The sequence below is a fragment of the Sulfurimonas sp. genome (assembly GCF_028694895.1).
GTDB lineage: Bacteria > Campylobacterota > Campylobacteria > Campylobacterales > Sulfurimonadaceae > Sulfurimonas.
Genome location: NZ_JAQVKA010000030.1, coordinates 1 through 17,703, shown reverse-complemented (window position 1 = coordinate 17,703; position 17,703 = coordinate 1). Strand labels below are relative to the sequence as shown.

Genomic DNA, 17,703 nt, shown 5'->3' with positions numbered 1-17,703 from the left:
TTTTGATTTAGATGAGTACAAACTCTTACTAGGTCTTGATGGAAGTAGAAGAACATGGGAAGGTGAAAAATATAGCACACATGCTATAACTGGAGTAGTAACTCCTTTGGGCGTTAGCTTAACACATACACAAACTGACAACAAAGCTATCTTTGCAAAGATAGAAAAAACTTTTGGTGATTTAAAGCTTGAGAGTGGTGCTAGATTTGATACAACTGATATCAAACCAGATGACATCTCAAAAAATGAGAATGACTATACAGCTCTTAGCGCAAACATTATGGCTACATATTCACTTGATAATCAAAACAGTATATTTTTAGGTGTTGGCTCATCAGCTCGTGTTCCAGATGCTAGAGAACTCTATCCTGTTGTTGATAACATTACTGGAAATCAGAACCTAAAACAGACTAAAAACAGAGAGATTGACCTTGGATATGAAGCATCTTATGATAGTTTTATGTTTAAAGCAAAAACATTTTACTCTATGTTAGAAGATTATATATACCTAAAGCATACAGGGGCAACTACTTATACTTTTGAAAATATAGATGCCACAGTTTATGGTTTAGAGTTAAGTGGCTCTTACTTTATAACTGACGCTATAACTATGGACGCAAGCGCTTCATATAAAAGAGGCAAAAAAGAATCAACCCCAACTCAAACAGACAGAGACTTAGCAGACATCGCACCTCTTAGAGGAAATCTTGCTCTTAATTATGAGTATATGAGCGACTCAAAAGCTACTATCGAGATGCAAGCTTCTGATAGATGGGATACAATTGATAGCGACAATGGCGAGCAAGAGCTTAGCGGATGGAGTATCTATAACGCAAGAGTAAAACATGCTATTGATAAACATACAGATATAACTGTAGGTGTTAACAACTTGTTTGACAAGACTTATATTCAAAGTAACTCTTATGTTGATTTGGTACTTCTTAACGCAAGTAATACAATGCTACTAAATGAACCTGGAAGATACTTCTACACAAACCTTACATTTAAGTTCTAAGATTTGAAGCTTTTGCTTCAAATCTCACAAAATAACCAAAGCACTTTTTTATACCAATCTAGCTAAAATCTCCTTATGATAAATAGAATAAAAACTAAACAAATTTTTGTAGGTAATGTAGCAGTTGGTGGTGATGCACCTATAAGCGTGCAGTCGATGACTTTTTCTAGAACTTCAGATGTATTTACTACTGTAGAGCAGATAAAAAGACTTCATTTTGCTGGATGTGACATAGTTCGCGTTGCTGTTCCAGAGATGGAAGATGCTCTTGCACTAAAATCCATCAAAGAGCAAATCTCTCTTCCTCTTATCGCAGATATTCACTTTAACCACCGCCTTGCACTCATTGCTGCTGAAGTGGTTGACTGCATACGTATAAATCCGGGAAATATTGGCTCTAAAGAGCGAGTTAAAGAGGTAGTAAAAGCATGCCAAGCACGAAACATCCCGATTCGTATTGGTGTAAATGCTGGAAGTCTTGAGAAAGAGTTTTTAAATAAGTACGGACAAACTTCTGAAGGTATGGTAGCCTCAGCAGAATATAACATCAAGTTTTTAGAGGACTTAGGCTTTAGCGATATTAAAATCTCACTAAAAGCAAGTGATGTTCAAAGAACAGTTGATGCATACAGAATGCTTCGCCCAAAAAACAGCTACCCTTTTCATCTAGGCGTAACAGAGGCTGGAACACTCTTTCATGCGACAGTTAAAAGCTCTATCGGTCTTGGCACACTTCTTCTTGATGGAATCGGTGATACTATGAGAGTATCTATCACGGGAGAGCTTGAAGAGGAGATAAATGTTGCTCGCGCAATACTCAAAGATAGTGGCGCCGCAAAAGATGGTTTAAATATCATATCATGCCCTACTTGTGGGCGTATTGAGGCTGATTTGGTTAGTGCAGTTGGCGAGATAGAGAGACGAACAACACATATCAAAGCACCTCTAAATGTATCAGTTATGGGATGCGTTGTAAATGCTATTGGAGAAGCTGCTCATGCTGACGTTGCTATTGCATATGGCAAAGGAAAAGGCCTTGTAATGGTAAAGGGCGAAGTCGTAGCAAATCTTGATGAGCATGAGCTTGTAGATAGATTTGTAGAAGAAGTAGAAAAAATGGCGAAAGAGTTTTAATGCAAGACAACCTATATAATCTAGCTTTTGAGAGAAGCATTCTCAGCTCTTTAGTTTTTGAGCCAAGTCAGTTTGATGATTTGAGCACGCAGCTTAAAAAAGATGATTTTTATCTACCTTCTCATCAAGATATTTTTGGAGTTATGACTCTACTTTTTCAAAAAGATCAACCAATTGATGAAGAGTTTATAAAAAAAGAGCTCATTAAAATCAAAAAATTTGATGAAAATGTAATGCTTGGAATCCTCTCTGCAAACCCAATCTCAAATACAAAAGCTTATGTTGATGAGATAAGAGATAAGTCTCTAAAACGCCATCTCCTAACCCTTACAACCGAGATAAAAAGAGTAACCATAGAAGAGGAACTTCCAAGTCAAGAAGTTATAGATATAGTAGAGAAAAAGCTATATGAGATTACTCAAAACAACCAAACAAGCGACTTTAAAGACTCTCCAAAGATGACATATGACACGATGACATATATCAAAGAGATGAAAGAGCGTGGAAATAAGATTTTAGTCGGAGTAGATACTGGTTTTCATGAACTAAACAAGATGACAACAGGATTTGGAAAAGGTGACCTTGTTATAGTAGCGGCACGTCCTGCTATGGGAAAAACATCGTTTATCTTAAACACTGTTAACAGCCTTATTACAAATGGTAAAGGTGTGGCTTTTTTCTCTCTTGAGATGCCAGCAGAACAGCTTATGCTTCGTCTTTTATCTATCCAAACTTCTATACCACTTCAAAAGCTCCGTGTTGGAGATATGAGTGATGATCAGTGGAGCTCGCTCAATGGTGCAATAGATAAGATGAACAGTGCAAAACTTTATGTTGATGATCATGGAAGTATAAACATAAATCAGCTCCGCTCAAAACTAAGAAAACTTAAAAACCAACATCCAGATATTGAGATAGCTGTAATTGACTACCTTCAAATCATGAGCGGTATAGGAAATCAAGATAGACACTTACAAGTCTCAGAGATCTCTCGAGGCCTTAAGATGCTTGCACGTGAGCTAAATATGCCAATAGTAGCACTCTCACAGCTAAATCGTGGACTAGAGTCAAGAAATGATAAAAGACCGATGCTTAGTGATATCCGTGAATCTGGCTCGATTGAACAAGATGCAGATATTATTCTTTTTGTTTATCGTGATGATGTTTATCTCTACAAAGAAGAAAAAGAGCGAGAAAAAGAAGCTAAGGCAAAAGGCCAAGAGTTTGTCTCAACTTATGTTGAGCGTGAAGAAGAAGAAGCTGAAATTATTATAGGCAAGCAAAGAAATGGACCAACGGGACACGTTAAACTTACATTCCAGAAAAAGCTTACAAAATTTATTGACTCAAATAATTATCCAAAACCAATTGAGACAGTTTATGAAAATGTAGATACTCGCTCTGCACATGTAAGCATCTCAAACGATACTATCTCAATGCCTTCACTCTAAGTAGATGATAGAGAGAGTCTCGCTCTTTAGTAAAAAGCAAGACATCTTCATCTCACTTGTTTTATCATTTTTTATCCTACTTATTTCTCTTTTACTAGAGTATAAAAACTACTACGAATTCAACCGCTTTGACTCCATAACTCAAGAAGTAACTGTTTTAAAGCAATACACCAAGAGTAAAAACAGCAGAACCTATCAAGTATTAAAACTGCGTAGTGATGATGGAGTAACCTTTTATACTACTGCAAAAAAATCACTACAAGATATAAAAAATAAAAAGATAAAAGTCCTTATCTGGCCAAAAGAGCTAACTTTTTTAAAATATCTCTCAAGCTTCTATGCAAATAGTAAAATAATAACTATCTATGAGCATCCTAGCCTAAAACAAGAGCTAAATGAGTATATATCAAACGTACATGAAGATAAATCAATTGCGAATATTTATCATGCACTCTATAGTGCGACTCCACTTGAGAGGGAGGCCCAGAGTATATTCTCAAACCTTGGAATCTCTCACCTCTTAGCTATCAGTGGTTTTCATCTTGGAGTACTCAGTGCACTACTTTACTTTTTTATTCGTCCAATCTATTCATTCTTTCAAGATAGATTTTTTCCTTACACAAATGCTAAGCGTGATACATTTTTTATAGTAGCCTCTATACTCCTTGCTTATACACTCTTTTTAGATACACCTCCATCACTGATTCGTGCCTTTGGCATGCTTCTTGTTGGCTTTTTTCTTTATGACAGAGGTATAAAGATTATCTCGATGCAGACTCTTTTTCTAACCATTATGCTTCTTTTGGCTTTTTTTCCACGTCTATTTTTCTCTATTGGCTTTTGGCTATCTTCTGCTGGAGTCTTTTATATATTTCTCTTTTTTATCTACTTTAAAGCGCTTAGTAAAGTGTGGCAGTTTTTACTTCTGCCGATTTGGGTCTATCTTTTGATGTTACCATACTCACTAGCCATATTTGAGAACTTCTCGCCCTATCATCCACTCTCAATCATCTGGACAACACTTTTTACACTCTTTTATCCACTCTCCATACTTGCTCATATAGTTGGTTATGGCGCTATTTTTGATGATTCTTTGTTGTGGCTTTTAGATTTAGGGCGAGATGGATATAAAGTTGAGCTTGATGTTTATACTTTTTTACTCTATCTTCTGCTCTCATTTACAGCGATATTTTACAAAAAAATTATGTGGTTTTTAGTTCTCTTTGCTTGCGCGGTTTTCGTATACGCTATTTATCATATAGCATAATTTAAGCCCATAGATAAATATAATCCAAGAAGCATAAATCCATAAAAACAGAATCATAACAATAGAAAATGAGCCATACATGGTTGCGTATGATTTGTTATAAAAAACATAGTAAATAAAACCATTTTTTGCGATACTAAAAACAATAGCAGTTGCAAATGAGCTTATAAGTGAAGCTTTTGTGTGAATCTTTGTATTTGCAGAGATTTGAAATATAAGAAAAAAGAGCGCCCAGATAATAAAATAAGGAATATATGGAAGTATATTTATACTTGGTGTATATTCATTATTAGCCATCAGGTTTGCTACATATCCAGTGATATAAAATGAAGCTCCAAGCCCGATTGGCGTTAACGTTAAAAGCGTCCAAAAAGTTGTTACGCTCTCCCAAATACCTCTTTTTTTCACTCTAAAAATCTTATTTGCAATGTATTCAAAATTTTGAAAAAATAGAAGTGATGAGATGATAACTGCGACAAAACTAATCATGCTCATCTCAATTGAATTTTGTAAAAACCCATTGATATGTGTCATAACAGCTTCAGAGTTTACCGGCATAATATTTGAGAAGATGAACTCTTGAAGTTTTTCATAATTATCTGAGAAATTTGGCATCGAAGTAAAGAGAGTAAGGATTATTAGTAAAAGCGGTATTAGAGTAAAAATTGTATAAAAGCTTAAACTTGCAGCATAAAAGGTAAGGTCTTTATCTATAAATGAAGTTATAAATAACTTTACATATTTATAGAGAGTAATAGCTTTACCTTTTATATCTTGCATTTTGTATTAACTTAGACCCATTTTAGATGGATTTAAAATATTATTTGGATCAAAAGCCATCTTGATAGACTTAAACAGAGCCATCTCCTCAGGGGTAAACGCCATACTCATATATGGTGCTTTTGCAAGCCCTATACCATGCTCACCGCTAAGTGTTCCGCCCAAATCAATTGTTGCTTGAAACACCTCTTCTATAGCTTGATAAGCAATTTTAACTTGCTCTGGGTCTTTGCCATCAACCATAACGTTTGTATGAACGTTACCATCTCCGGTGTGTCCAAAACATGGTATCTTGATATTGTACTTGTCTGCAATTGCATAAAATCTCTCTAAAAGTTCAGGAAGAGCTGAACGCGGAACTGTTACATCTTCATTTAACTTTTTGCTTCCATAAACACTCAAAGATGGAGAAGCGTTACGTCTTGCAAACCAAAGATCAGCCGCCTCTTTTTTATCTTTTGCTATTTTAAATTCATAACAACCATTCTCTTCAAACACTCTTTTAATTTCAGCAAGTTGAAAATCCAAATCATCTTCAAGGTTTCCATCAACATCTGTAACTAAAAGTGCGCCAGCATCAACTGGAAGTCCCTTTTTAAACATCTGCTCAACTGAGCGTATAGTCAAGTTATCTAAAAACTCCATAGCAACTGGAGTGATACCACTTGCCATTGTCTTATATACTGCGTTCATAGCATCATTTACAGTTTTAAAAACTCCCATAGCAGTTTTAGTCATTTTTGGTTTTGGTATAAGTCTTAGAGTTATCTCGCTAAGAACTGCCAAAGTTCCCTCGCTTGCTATTAAGATTCCGCTGATGTTATAACCTGCAACATCTTTTATAGTTCTTTTTCCAGCTTTAATGATATCGCCGTTTGGTAAAACAGCGCGAGTAGCCATTACATAATCTTTTGTAATTCCATACTTTGCCGCTCTCATTCCGCCAGCATTTTCACTAACATTTCCACCGATACTTGAGTACTCTTGGCTAGCTGGATCTGGCGGATAGAAAAGCCCTAACTCTTCAACAGCGCGTTGCAAGTCCATGTTTATAACACCGGGTTGAACAATTGCTACCATGTTTTTCATATCAATTTCAAGAATTTTATTCATATGTTTTTCAAAGCTAAGAACAATCCCGCCACTACTAGGAAGCGCTCCCCCTGTAAAACCACTTCCAGCTCCACGAGGAACTATTACTATTTTGTGCTCATTACAGTACTTTAGTATTTTACTTATGTCATCTTCATTTCTTGGAAATATAACAGCGTCAGGCTCAAAATGCTCTCTAGTAGCATCATACGAGTAAGCTATAAGATGTGCTTTGTCGCTATAAATATTCTCACTTCCTACTATCTCACTAAAGTGAGTTAAATGTTTACTTTCAATCATTTTTTAACCTTTAATCTCGAATTCTTCAAGTAAATCTTGCAGCTTTTTGCCACCAGCTTTTACAATATCATAAAGTTCTTTGTTATCACTGTTTGCTTTTATCATAAGCTCATAATAGTGTGGCTCATACTCTTTAAGCTTATTACTTCCTTCTCCCCACCATGCAGCATTTATCTCTTCTACTCTGGTATAAAAAGGAAGTTTTGCATCTTTTTGCTCAAGCACAGCATCTGTTATAGCTAAGATTTTAAAACTCTTTGCATCTATCGTATAAACCTTGTTTTGTAAAAATACAAATACCAAACCAACAGAATTATCAATACTCATCTGAAAAAAATCACTTCTTAATGGAGTTGGATGACCATTAAATGAGAGCATAGTTGCAAAAAGATCTGGATGTACCCACTGAAGAGATGAGTTTTTAGTTATTCTATGATATATCTCTTCATTTGGAGCAATCAAAATTCCTCTTGTATATCCAAAAGCCAAGACAACCTCATCTCCAAGCTTAATGCTCCATTTACCATTTGGCAAAGCACTACTACTTAAAGAGTTAAACTCGCTTACACTAATCTTAGCTATCTTAGAAGCTGGATCAAAACTCTTCACAACAGCATTTGCTAAAATTGATCTTTTATCTTTTACAATTTCATGAACTACAAAACCGCTTACTCCAACGTCAATATTATCAACTTTGATACTAACCTCTGATAGGTCCTCATTAATCCCAATAATTGGTGATTTTACTGTGGCACCAAAGAGCTGTAAAACAGCTATAAAAACTAAAAATATATGCTTCATTTTTTTCCACTTTATAAATAATATGATGCGATTATATCAAACAAACCTCACACTAAGGCAAAATTTGTTAAAGTTTTGGAATTATTTTCAAAATTTATGGTTTGGTTTTACATATGATACGATTTTTTATTTTTTTATTTTTAGTAACATCTCTCTTTGGCGCCCGTGTTGAAACTTTTCGTTGGAGCAATGGTGAAACATATCTCTCTTTTTTAGAAAAAAACAATCTCCCTCTTAAGACTCTTTACTATAACTTAGATGAAGATGAAAGACAGCTAAGTGAAGAGATACTAACAGGTGTTAACTTCCAGATAACAAGAGATAAAGATGAAACTATTGCCCAAGCATTTATTCCATTAAATGATGAGTTACAGATTCATATCTATAAATTTAATAATGAATACTTTTTTGAAACAATCCCAATCATAAGTGAGACAAAAACAGAAGCGTTTATTATCAAAATCGAGAACTCTCCATACTTAGATATCTTAAGAGAGACTGGTTCAAAAAAACTTGCAAAGATATTTGTATCAGGTTTTCAAAATTCTCTTAATTTCAAGAGAGACCTCAAAAAAGGCGACACTCTTGCTATGATTTATGAGCAAAAATATCGCCTTGGAAAACCATTTTCAATGCCTACTCTTAAAGCTTCAATGATAGAGATGAATGGCAAAAGAAATTATATATACCTAAACAATGATGAGCGTTATTATAATCAAGAAGGAAGTCAGGTTCAAGGCTTTCTTTTAGCAAAACCTGTAAACAATGCAAGAATATCTTCTACCTTTACAAAAAGAAGATTTCATCCAATCTTAAAAAAATATCGTGCACACCTAGGTGTTGATTTTGCGGCTGGACGAGGTTCTCCTATACAAGCTGCTGGAGATGGAAGAGTTATCTTTTTAGGTACAACTCGTGGTTATGGAAATCTTACAAAAGTACAGCATAGTGATGGTTATATCACTCTTTATGCGCACCAAAACTCTTTTAGAAAAGGGATTAAAAAAGGCTCCCTTGTTAAAAAAGGCCAAGTTATAGGATATATAGGAAGTACAGGACTCTCAACTGGACCACACCTTCACTTTGGACTATATAAAGATGGAGAAGCAATTGATCCTCTTCGCGTTGTTCAAGTAGCTACCAAGAAAATATCTGCAAAAGAGAAAAACGCATTTTTAAAACTAAAATCAAACTATGATGAGAGTATAAATCTACACATTACAAATGAGACAAAATATATAAGAATATCTATGCCAGATAATGTTTGTTACTTTTTTAATGGAGGAGATTGTGTACAAAATAAACTCAATTCAAACTCTTGATAACCCAAAGTTTATAAAACCAGTTTTAATCAGCTACACCTATATGGGAGTGATAAGAAAATGGGAAGCAGTTGTAACACATGATAGTGTTGCAGTGCTACTTTGGCACAGAAAAAAAGATGCTTTTATTCTTGTAAAACAACTTCGTGCAACAGTTTTAAATAAAAACCAGAGTGATGGAATGATGTATGAACTTTGTGCTGGTATTGTAGATAAGCCAACTTCACTTGAGCAGATAGCAAAAGAGGAAGTTTTAGAAGAGTGTGGTTACGATATTACCCTCAAGAGTTTACGTAAGATAAGCTCTTTTTATACAAATGTTGGTATTTCAGGAACTCATCAAACGCTCTACTACGCCGAGTGTGATGAGTCTATGAAAATAGATGAAGGTGGTGGCTTAGAAGAGGAGGATATAGAAGTTGTTTATATTCCTACTAAAGACGCAAAAGAGTTTATGTTTAATGAACGCTACCAAAAAACAACTGGTGTTATGTTAGCCTTCTATTGGTTTTTTGATAACATCAACCAAACTCGATAGGATCCATATCTATTTCTGCAAGAGAGGTTCTACATACTAAAACTGCTTTAATTAAATGAGTACTTTTATCTGAGCGTAGAAGTATCTCAAATCTATATTTATCTGCAACTCTCTCAATTGCACATTTTCCATAACCTACTATCTCTATATTTTTATGACTACGCAATCTCTCTTGCATCTCATTCATTGCATCTTGTGCTTTTATACCATTCTTATGAGAAAATAAAATACGGCATAACTTTTTATATGGCGGATAAAGCTCAGCTCTAAAGCCCTTTTCATCTTCTAAAAAACCTTCATAGTTATCAGTATATGCTCTAAAAAAATCTTCATTAAAACTCTGCACTAAAACTTTTGCACTCTCTTTTCTACCACTTCGTCCAGCTACTTGTATAAGTGTTGAGAGCGCTTTTTCTCTTGCCCTGTAGTCACTTTGGTTGAGTAAATTATCAAGTCCTAGAACAACTGCTAATGTTACTCCATGATAGTCATGCCCTTTACTTATCATCTGTGTGCCGACCAAAATATCTATCTCTTTATCATTAAAACTCTTAAGCACGTTAGAGAGCTTTTTTGAAGTTGTAATAACATCTCTATCAAACTGTTCTATTTTGTAGTTGCTAAACTTCTTTTGTAGCTCACTGGTAGCCTCTGCAGTTCCAAGTCTTGAGCTTGTAAGATTACTACCTTTACATTCAGAGCAGATGTTTGGAATGCTTTGAGCAAAGTTACAGTAGTGGCATCTAAGTGAGCGTGTTTTTTGATGCACACTCATTCCAACACTACAAAAAACACACTTATGCGTATGTCCACAATCTTGGCAAATCAGATACTTAAAATTTGCTCTTGTTGGAAGAAAAAGAATTGCTTGCTCTTTTTTCTCTAAGCTCATTTGTAAACTATCAAGAACAAGAGGAGATAAACTCTCAGCTGCTCTTTCATATATAAACTCTTTTTTAGAGTTAAAGTACCCTCCACGAAGCCGAAAGTTTGGAAATTTCAGATAACTCCCAAGACTTGGCGTCGCACTACCTAAGACAACATTAACTCCATGAAGCTTACCCATATAGATGGCCATATCTCTTGCATTATATCTAGGGCGAGAAGAAGACTTATAACTATCATCATGCTCTTCATCAACTACGATTAAGCCCAAATCTTTTATTGGTAAAAAAAGAGCTGAGCGAGGACCGGCGATGATTTTAGCCTCTCCATCGTATATAGATTTTAGTGCTTTTCTCTTTTGCAGTGGAGTTAGTTTTGAGTGCCACATAACAATGCTATTGCCAAAATGTACTTTTAAACGTTTATCCATTTGAGGAGTAAGCGAAATCTCTGGCATTAAAAAGATGGAACGCTTACCAATATCAATCATCTCTTGAAAATAACGCATATAAATCTCTGTTTTTCCACTACCAGTATCTCCAAAAAGGAGTGAGACTTTATGCTTTTTTAGAAAACCTAGTGCTTCTTGCTGTTTTGATGAGAGCTCTATCTCTTTATTTATACTCTCCTCTATAAAACTGTCGGTATCTTCTTTATCTATGTAAGGCAACATAAGCCCAAGAGCTTCACCGGCAGAGCAAAAATAGTAGCTTGAGATAAAGAGTGCAAGTTGGAGCTGTTTTTGAGAATAATAGGAGTCAAAAAACTCTAAAATTTCATTTGTTTTAAAGTCTGGCTTTTGACAAGTAGAAATTACAACACCAAAAATATCCCTATTTTTAACTTTGATTTTTACTTTTCTACCAATCTCTAAAGATTTAAAAAATTCATAAGTAAAAGGTTCTAGTGGAGAATTTATAAGGGCTATATTGTAGTAATGCAATTCTTTAAAAATACCTGTCAAAATTTAGTTGGTTAATCAACTAAAGCGTTACAATTACCAGTACCAGCCACACAGCTAAATCTTCCAGTTACAGGAGTATATGTGAAAGTTGTTGTTGTTGTACCAACTGTAAATGTATATGTAGTATCATTTACTATAGCCCACTCACCTGAGGATGTTCCAGCTTTCATACCATAAGTAAGTAGATTTCTACCCGCTCCATCACCTGTAAATAAGGTTGTTGCTGCAGCGTCAGTGGAGAGTTTTGGTATATATGTGTGTGTGCCTTTTATAACTTGCTCTGATCTCTCATTTACAATAGCCGCACGAATCGTTGCCACATCCGCACGACCTTTTGCTAAATCTGCCATCTCTTTTGTACTTGCAAACTTAGGCAGAGCAATACTCGCCAATATGCCAAGAACGATGACAACAAAAAGAAGTTCAATGATAGTGAAAGCGTGAGAGTTTTTCATGACAAACCTAAATAACTGTTTTTAATCTATCCAATGATAAGTTAAAAATTGCTACTTTTGTATCTTGTATGCGTATATGCATTCCCAAGCAGGAGCTTGGGAACAAAGAGAAAGATTACTCTACTTTTTTGTCCATGAAAGAATAGGAGCTTCAGTCATAGTTGGTAAACTTCCATTAACATCAAAATTACTGTTACCAATAACAACATTAAATAGCGCGCCAGACGCTACTGCTGCTGCATAACTAGCCGCTCCCGTAGCTGCGTCATCCGTAAGATTATCACGACACTCAACAGGAACTTCAATTTGAGCAGCAAGTCTTGGACCTGTAAATGCAACATCAACAGTCTCATTATTTAAAACCATATCTGACCACATAGCAGGAAGAACAGTACGATTTAAAGTACCAACAAATGCTTGACATTTACCAGCTTGAGCTTGCTCAGAAACACCAATAAATCTTGGTAGTGCAACTGCAGCCAAAATACCTAAAATAACGATAACAAAGATCAATTCGATCATAGTAAAACCAGCTCTTTTCATAAGAACTCCTTATATAAATAAAAATAGGGTTACACAAATAACCTTGAAAAGCATTATGTAGTATCTAAGATTAATTGTTGCTTAATGTTAAAATATTTAAATTGGTACTTTTCTTGCTTATATTTGTTAATGACAAAAAGCAAGGAGAGCAAATATGAGCATCGAAGTTTCTGCAACACATGCACTAGCTGCAAAAGCGCTTGATTATAGAGCTATCAGACAAGATATGATTTCTTCAAACATTGCAAATGCTGATACTCCATATTATAGACCAAGAGATATTCGTTTTGAAGATACTTTAGCAGAGCAAAAAGCTAAAATACTTGGCCAATCATCTCCAAAACTCTCTTTGGCACAAACAGATTCTGCGCATATAGCGTTAAAAAATGAACCAGATAACACAAAAGCTAAAACATTCTTTAGAGATGGACATATGGCTAGAAACGATGGAAACAGTGTTGATTTGGATGTTGAAACAACTGAGATGAGCAAAAACTCTATCATGTTTAACGCTCTTGTTAATGCAATGAAAAAAGATTCAGGAATATTTAAAGGTGTTATTGATTCCTCTTCAAAAATAAGTTAAGGATTAAAAGATGAGTAATTTTTTAAATAGTTTTGATATCAGTGGTTATGGACTCTCTGCACAAAGAGTTCGTGTAAATACCATCTCTCAAAATATTGCAAATGCACAAACTACAAGAACTGATGAGGGTGGACCTTACAGAAGAAAAGAGGTTGTGTTTAAAGCGATAGACTTTAATCAAGAGTTCAACAAAGCATTAAACTCTATGACAGAGAGTGCAAAATATGAAGATCCTCTAAATGAAGGAGATTTTGGCAAGAAAGTTAATCCTGCTATAATGAGCGTAGTTGTTGATAAGATTTCAAGAGATGACAAAGAGCCTCAAAAAAAATATGACCCTGCACACCCAGATGCTGACGCAAATGGATATGTTGCATATCCAAATATTAATCCAGTTATAGAAATGGCCGATTTAGTCGAAGCAACTAGAAGTTATCAGGCAAATGTGGCCGCTTTTGAGAGTTCAAAAAATATAGCAAACAGTGCTATTTCATTGTTACAATAAAATTAGAGGAAAATTATGAGTCCAATAGATGGAATTTCGGGCATATCGTCTGCCGAACTATTAAAACAAAAAAGTCAGGTTGAAAGTGCTGGCGGTGAAGACTTCGCAAATCACTTAAAATCTGCTATAAATGAGGTAAATGAACTTCAACAAAATAGCGAAGCAGCTATTGGAGACTTGGCTACTGGGCAAGTAAAAGACCTTCATCAAGCGGCCCTTGCTATTAATAAAGCTGAGACAAGCATGAAACTAATGCTAGAGATAAGAAACAAAGCACTAAATGCATATAAAGAATTAGGTAGGACTCAGCTATAATACTTTTTAAAAAAGTAAGATAATAAAAAAGTATGAAAAGCCAAAATAAAAGTAAAAAAATATTTATCCTCTACACTCTTCTTGTTGGAGGTTTTTTGCTCTTTTTAGCTGTAATGCTTATAAATACACTAAAACCTCGCGACCTACCCTCTCTTTATACAAAAAACACATCAAAAGCAACTCGTGGCTCTATCATTAGTGCTGATGGCTTTCATATAGCAACAACAGTAAAACTCTATAAAGCTATCGTAAATACTTACTATATTGATTCAAAAAAGGCGGATCTCTTTGTAAAACTTTTTAGTATATATTCAGAGATACCATCAAAAGAGATTGAGAAAAAATTGCGTCAAAAAGGCGTTGTTGTTCTTAGTTACAACATACCTCAAAAGCAAGCACAATACCTCAAACAACTCGCATATGAACTAAGACGATTGAAAGTTTTTATTGAGAGAAAAAACCCAGTTACTGGAAAAACGTCTCTCCATGGACTCAGCATTATTGAGAGTGGAGAGAGCAGAGAGTATGCATACAACAAGCTACTGACTCCAATCATTGGATATCCACATAAAGTAGAAGAGGATGGATATACTTACGTTAAGGGCGTTAAAGGTTTAGAAAAAAAATTTGAAAATGAGCTACAGGCGAAACAAGATGAACTAAGCCAAGGCCCAAGAGACGTCAACAGTTATATTCTTCTAAATAAGAGCAGTTTTACAAAACAAGAGATCAATGGACTTGATATAAAACTAAATATACCTGTCTCTTTGCAAATACGCGTTGAAAAGATGTTAGATGCCATGCAAGAAGATCTTCGAGCAAAAGAGATTATGGTGGCCGTTATGGACTCTAGCAATGGAAAAATTCTTACAATGGCAAGCTCAAACAGATTTCTTCCAAGAGAGATAAAAACAAGTGATTATCCATATCTAAACAGCTCTATGATTGAATATAGTTTTGAGCCAGGCAGTGTTATCAAAACAATTGCCTTCGCACTCCTTTTAGATAAAGGACTCGTTAATCCTTATGATATGATAAATGGGCATAACGGACGATATACGATTGGAAATAAAACTATAACTGATGAGCATAGATTTGATTTCTTAAGCGCAGAAAATGTTATAGTTTTCTCTTCAAACGTTGGTATCGCCCAACTTGCCCAAAAGCTCTCTGGTGGAGATTTTAATCAAGGTCTCATAGATTTTGGCTTCTCTAAAGTATCTACCCCAGATTTAATTTATGAGAGAGTTGGTTCAATTCCAAATGTTATGCAGTTAAACAGTGAAATATACAAAGCAACATGTTCATATGGATATGGAATACGTGTAAATCTTATGCAGCTTATCCGTGCTTATAGTGTCTTTAACAATAATGGAAGAATGGTAACACCTCAAATAGTCAACTCATTTATAGATAACTATAAAAGAGAAATCCTTATTCCAAATGAAGAGCAGATTCAAGTTATTAAACCTACAACAGCCCAAAGAATGAAAGATATACTTATCAAAACTGTAAATGAGGGAACTGGAACAAAAACTAAAATACAGGGGCTTGAGGTTGGTGGAAAAACCGGAACTGCGCATATAGTTGAAGAGGGGAAATATGTAAACGAGTACAATACTGCTTTTGTTGGCTTTGCAAATGATGAAAAAAGCAGATACACAATTGGAGCCATTGTTATAAAACCGAAGAAAAGCCAGTTTGCAGCGCAAACTGCTGTTCCGGTCTTTAAAAAAATTATTGAAATCTTAGTTGAGGAGAGCTACTTAAAGCCAAATATTATCGAGCAACCTAGTGTCCCCGACGCTGGCCTCAACTAAGATAATACTATTTCCTATCTCTACTTTATCAACCTGAGTAAACTCACGGTTTACAATAGCCACATATGAAATATCTAATGGATATAAAATCTCTCTCATATTTGCTATTATAAGCTCTGAATCAAGTAAGCCTTTCATAACCATAGCTGTAGCACTTCTTAAAGATGTAGGTATTTTTAAAGCCTCTTGCCTTTGAGATGCACTTAAGTACACGTTTCTACTACTAAGGGCTAGCCCATCTTTTTCTCTAACAGTATCCACTGCAACAATTTCTACATTCATAAAAAGTTGTTTTACCATTAAAGAGATTAGATTTAACTGCTGAGCATCTTTTTTTCCAAAGTACGCTCTCTTTGGGCTAACTATGTTTAGAAGTTTCATAACAACAGTCAGTACTCCATTAAAATGGCTCGGTCTACTCTCTCCTTCTAAAACATACCCTCTAACCTTTGGAGCAAGTAACGAAACCTCATCAGAGCCATAAATATCATTAGCTTGAGGAAAGAAAAGTAGATCAACTCCACAAAGCTTACATATTTTTTTATCTGCTTCATCTTTTTTAGGATATTTATCTAAATCTTCACCTTTTAAAAATTGTGTAGGGTTTAAAAAGATAGAGACAACGACAAACTCATTTTGCTCTTTTGCTTTTTTTATAAGAGCGATATGACCCTCATGCAAAGCACCCATTGTTGGGACAAAGCCGATAGAGCGTTTCTCATCTTTAAGTTGCTCTTTTAGCTCTAGGGGAGTAGAGATAATCTTCATTTTAAGCCTCAATTTAATATAATTGCGAATTATACACTATTGGACAAATTTTATGGATAACTACGAATATACAGAACTTTTAAAAAATCTTTCAAAAAAAATGAGCAACATTACAAGCGTTGTGGAGCCTGATAAATTAAATAAAAGACTAGTAGAGATAGATGAGCTTGAAAACTCTCAAGACTTTTGGAATGATGCATCAAATGCTGCTTTAATTCAAAAAGAAAAAACTCAGTGTGAGAGAAAACTAAAAAAATATAATCTTGCAAAAAATGCTATTGATGATGCAAAAGAGCTTTATGAGATGGCAAAAGATGAAAATGATGATGATTTGATAGCTGAATGTTTTGAAGGTGCTGAACTCATAGAAGACCTTATTCGTAAAATGGAGATTGAAGTTCTCCTTAGCGAGGAGACTGATGCAAACAATGCAATTTTATCAATTCATCCAGGCGCTGGTGGAACTGAGAGTCAAGATTGGGCTTCTATGCTTCTTAGAATGTATAAAAGATTTGCTGAGAGACGCGGCTGGAGTGTTGAACTGCTTGATTACCAAGCAGGTGATGAAGCGGGTATAAAGGATGTCTCTTTACTTATATCTGGTGAGAATGCTTATGGGTATCTAAAAGTAGAAAATGGTATCCACAGACTTGTTCGTATCTCTCCATTTGACTCTAATGCAAAAAGACATACTTCTTTTAGCTCTGTAATGGTTTCTCCTGAAGTTGATGATGATATTCATATCGAGATAGAAGATAGAGACATTCGCGTTGATACCTACCGTTCAAGCGGTGCTGGTGGACAGCATGTAAACAAAACAGAATCTGCTATTCGTATTACTCATATAGCTACTGGTGTTGTCGTACAGTGTCAAAATGATAGAAGCCAACACAAAAATAGAGCAACCGCTATGAAAATGCTAAAATCAAGACTTTACGAGCTTGAATTAGAGACTCAAAAAGCCATAGAAGATGGCATCTCAAAAAGTGAAATAGGCTGGGGCCATCAAATCCGCTCTTATGTTATGCAACCATATCAGCAGATAAAAGACACTAGAAGCAATATAGCATACTCAAATGTAAGTACTATACTTGATGGAGATATTGATAAAATAATTGAGGACGTACTTATATCTCAGAATCGTTCTTAGGTTTTGAAATAA

General features: G+C 35.1%; 18 protein-coding genes. 11 read left to right on the top strand and 7 right to left on the bottom strand.

Annotated features, from left to right (window positions below; translation table 11 throughout):
• From PHI38_RS05415 to PHI38_RS05400, 4 genes are all read left to right on the top strand, one after another.
• Positions 1-1,015, top strand: a 1,015-nt coding sequence (locus PHI38_RS05415; protein WP_299853619.1) for a TonB-dependent receptor, incomplete at its 5' end; no start/stop codon positions are given.
• 75 nt (positions 1,016-1,090) lie between these two features.
• Complete coding sequence (ispG, locus tag PHI38_RS05410) at positions 1,091-2,149, top strand: flavodoxin-dependent (E)-4-hydroxy-3-methylbut-2-enyl-diphosphate synthase (protein ID WP_299853618.1); 1,059 nt, start codon at positions 1,091-1,093, stop codon at positions 2,147-2,149.
• Positions 2,149-3,600 carry a replicative DNA helicase gene (locus PHI38_RS05405; RefSeq protein WP_299853617.1) on the top strand — a complete coding sequence of 484 codons (1,452 nt, stop codon included), beginning with the start codon at positions 2,149-2,151 and terminating at the stop codon, positions 3,598-3,600. Before ispG ends, PHI38_RS05405 begins: the two co-directional genes overlap by 1 nt.
• Before the next feature lie 4 nt (positions 3,601-3,604).
• A complete protein-coding gene (locus tag PHI38_RS05400; protein ID WP_299853616.1) occupies positions 3,605-4,867 on the top strand; it encodes a ComEC/Rec2 family competence protein in 1,263 nt (420 codons plus the stop codon).
• On the opposite strand, the gene PHI38_RS05395 is transcribed toward PHI38_RS05400, so the two are convergent.
• The 3 genes from PHI38_RS05395 to PHI38_RS05385 are packed head-to-tail and all read right to left on the bottom strand — an operon-like array spanning position 4,814 to position 7,840.
• The gene (locus tag PHI38_RS05395; protein ID WP_299853615.1) at positions 4,814-5,647 is read right to left on the bottom strand and encodes a YihY family inner membrane protein; all 834 of its coding nucleotides are present in this window, start codon (positions 5,645-5,647) and stop codon (positions 4,814-4,816) included. The two genes, PHI38_RS05400 and PHI38_RS05395, sit on opposite strands and share 54 nt — an antisense overlap.
• Before the next feature lie 6 nt (positions 5,648-5,653).
• Positions 5,654-7,039: an FAD-linked oxidase C-terminal domain-containing protein gene (locus PHI38_RS05390; protein WP_299853614.1), complete on the bottom strand. Its 1,386-nt coding sequence runs from the start codon at positions 7,037-7,039 to the stop codon at positions 5,654-5,656.
• A 3-nt stretch (positions 7,040-7,042) separates the two neighbouring features.
• On the bottom strand, positions 7,043-7,840 hold the full coding sequence (locus PHI38_RS05385; RefSeq protein WP_299853613.1) for a plasminogen-binding N-terminal domain-containing protein: 798 nt from the start codon (positions 7,838-7,840) through the stop codon (positions 7,043-7,045).
• Between the two features lie 113 nt (positions 7,841-7,953).
• On the opposite strand from PHI38_RS05385, the gene PHI38_RS05380 reads away from it, so the two are divergent.
• Both PHI38_RS05380 and PHI38_RS05375 read left to right on the top strand, forming a co-directional pair.
• Complete coding sequence (locus PHI38_RS05380) at positions 7,954-9,162, top strand: peptidoglycan DD-metalloendopeptidase family protein (RefSeq protein ID WP_299853612.1); 1,209 nt, start codon at positions 7,954-7,956, stop codon at positions 9,160-9,162.
• Positions 9,131-9,700, top strand: a complete 570-nt coding sequence (locus tag PHI38_RS05375; protein WP_299853611.1) for an NUDIX domain-containing protein — start codon at positions 9,131-9,133, stop codon at positions 9,698-9,700. Before PHI38_RS05380 ends, PHI38_RS05375 begins: the two co-directional genes overlap by 32 nt.
• Here PHI38_RS05375 and PHI38_RS05370 read toward each other — a convergent pair.
• From PHI38_RS05370 to PHI38_RS05360, 3 genes are all read right to left on the bottom strand, one after another.
• Positions 9,684-11,528 carry a primosomal protein N' gene (locus PHI38_RS05370; protein ID WP_299853610.1) on the bottom strand — a complete coding sequence of 615 codons (1,845 nt, stop codon included), beginning with the start codon at positions 11,526-11,528 and terminating at the stop codon, positions 9,684-9,686. The genes PHI38_RS05375 and PHI38_RS05370 overlap by 17 nt on opposite strands.
• A gap of 32 nt (positions 11,529-11,560) precedes the next feature.
• Positions 11,561-12,004: a type II secretion system protein gene (locus PHI38_RS05365; protein ID WP_299853609.1), complete on the bottom strand. Its 444-nt coding sequence runs from the start codon at positions 12,002-12,004 to the stop codon at positions 11,561-11,563.
• Positions 12,005-12,124: 120 nt separating this feature from the next.
• Positions 12,125-12,547: a type II secretion system protein gene (locus tag PHI38_RS05360; protein WP_299853608.1), complete on the bottom strand. Its 423-nt coding sequence runs from the start codon at positions 12,545-12,547 to the stop codon at positions 12,125-12,127.
• A 154-nt stretch (positions 12,548-12,701) separates the two neighbouring features.
• On the opposite strand from PHI38_RS05360, the gene flgB reads away from it, so the two are divergent.
• From flgB to PHI38_RS05340, 4 genes are read left to right on the top strand one after another with little or no spacing between them, the layout of a single operon-like run.
• A complete protein-coding gene (gene flgB, locus PHI38_RS05355) occupies positions 12,702-13,133 on the top strand; it encodes a flagellar basal body rod protein FlgB (RefSeq protein ID WP_299853607.1) in 432 nt (143 codons plus the stop codon).
• A gap of 10 nt (positions 13,134-13,143) precedes the next feature.
• Positions 13,144-13,638 carry a flagellar basal body rod protein FlgC gene (gene flgC, locus PHI38_RS05350; RefSeq protein WP_299853606.1) on the top strand — a complete coding sequence of 165 codons (495 nt, stop codon included), beginning with the start codon at positions 13,144-13,146 and terminating at the stop codon, positions 13,636-13,638.
• 15 nt (positions 13,639-13,653) lie between these two features.
• Complete coding sequence (gene fliE / locus PHI38_RS05345) at positions 13,654-13,953, top strand: flagellar hook-basal body complex protein FliE (RefSeq protein WP_299853605.1); 300 nt, start codon at positions 13,654-13,656, stop codon at positions 13,951-13,953.
• Positions 13,954-13,985: 32 nt separating this feature from the next.
• On the top strand, positions 13,986-15,773 hold the full coding sequence (locus PHI38_RS05340) for a penicillin-binding protein 2 (RefSeq protein WP_299853604.1): 1,788 nt from the start codon (positions 13,986-13,988) through the stop codon (positions 15,771-15,773).
• Here the strand turns inward: PHI38_RS05340 and panC are convergent.
• The gene (panC, locus tag PHI38_RS05335) at positions 15,720-16,541 is read right to left on the bottom strand and encodes a pantoate--beta-alanine ligase (RefSeq protein ID WP_299853603.1); all 822 of its coding nucleotides are present in this window, start codon (positions 16,539-16,541) and stop codon (positions 15,720-15,722) included. The genes PHI38_RS05340 and panC overlap by 54 nt on opposite strands.
• A 52-nt stretch (positions 16,542-16,593) precedes the next feature.
• Between panC and prfB the strand changes: the two genes are divergently transcribed.
• On the top strand, positions 16,594-17,691 hold the full coding sequence (gene prfB / locus PHI38_RS05330) for a peptide chain release factor 2 (RefSeq protein ID WP_299853602.1): 1,098 nt from the start codon (positions 16,594-16,596) through the stop codon (positions 17,689-17,691).
• Positions 17,692-17,703: the final 12 nt, after the last annotated feature.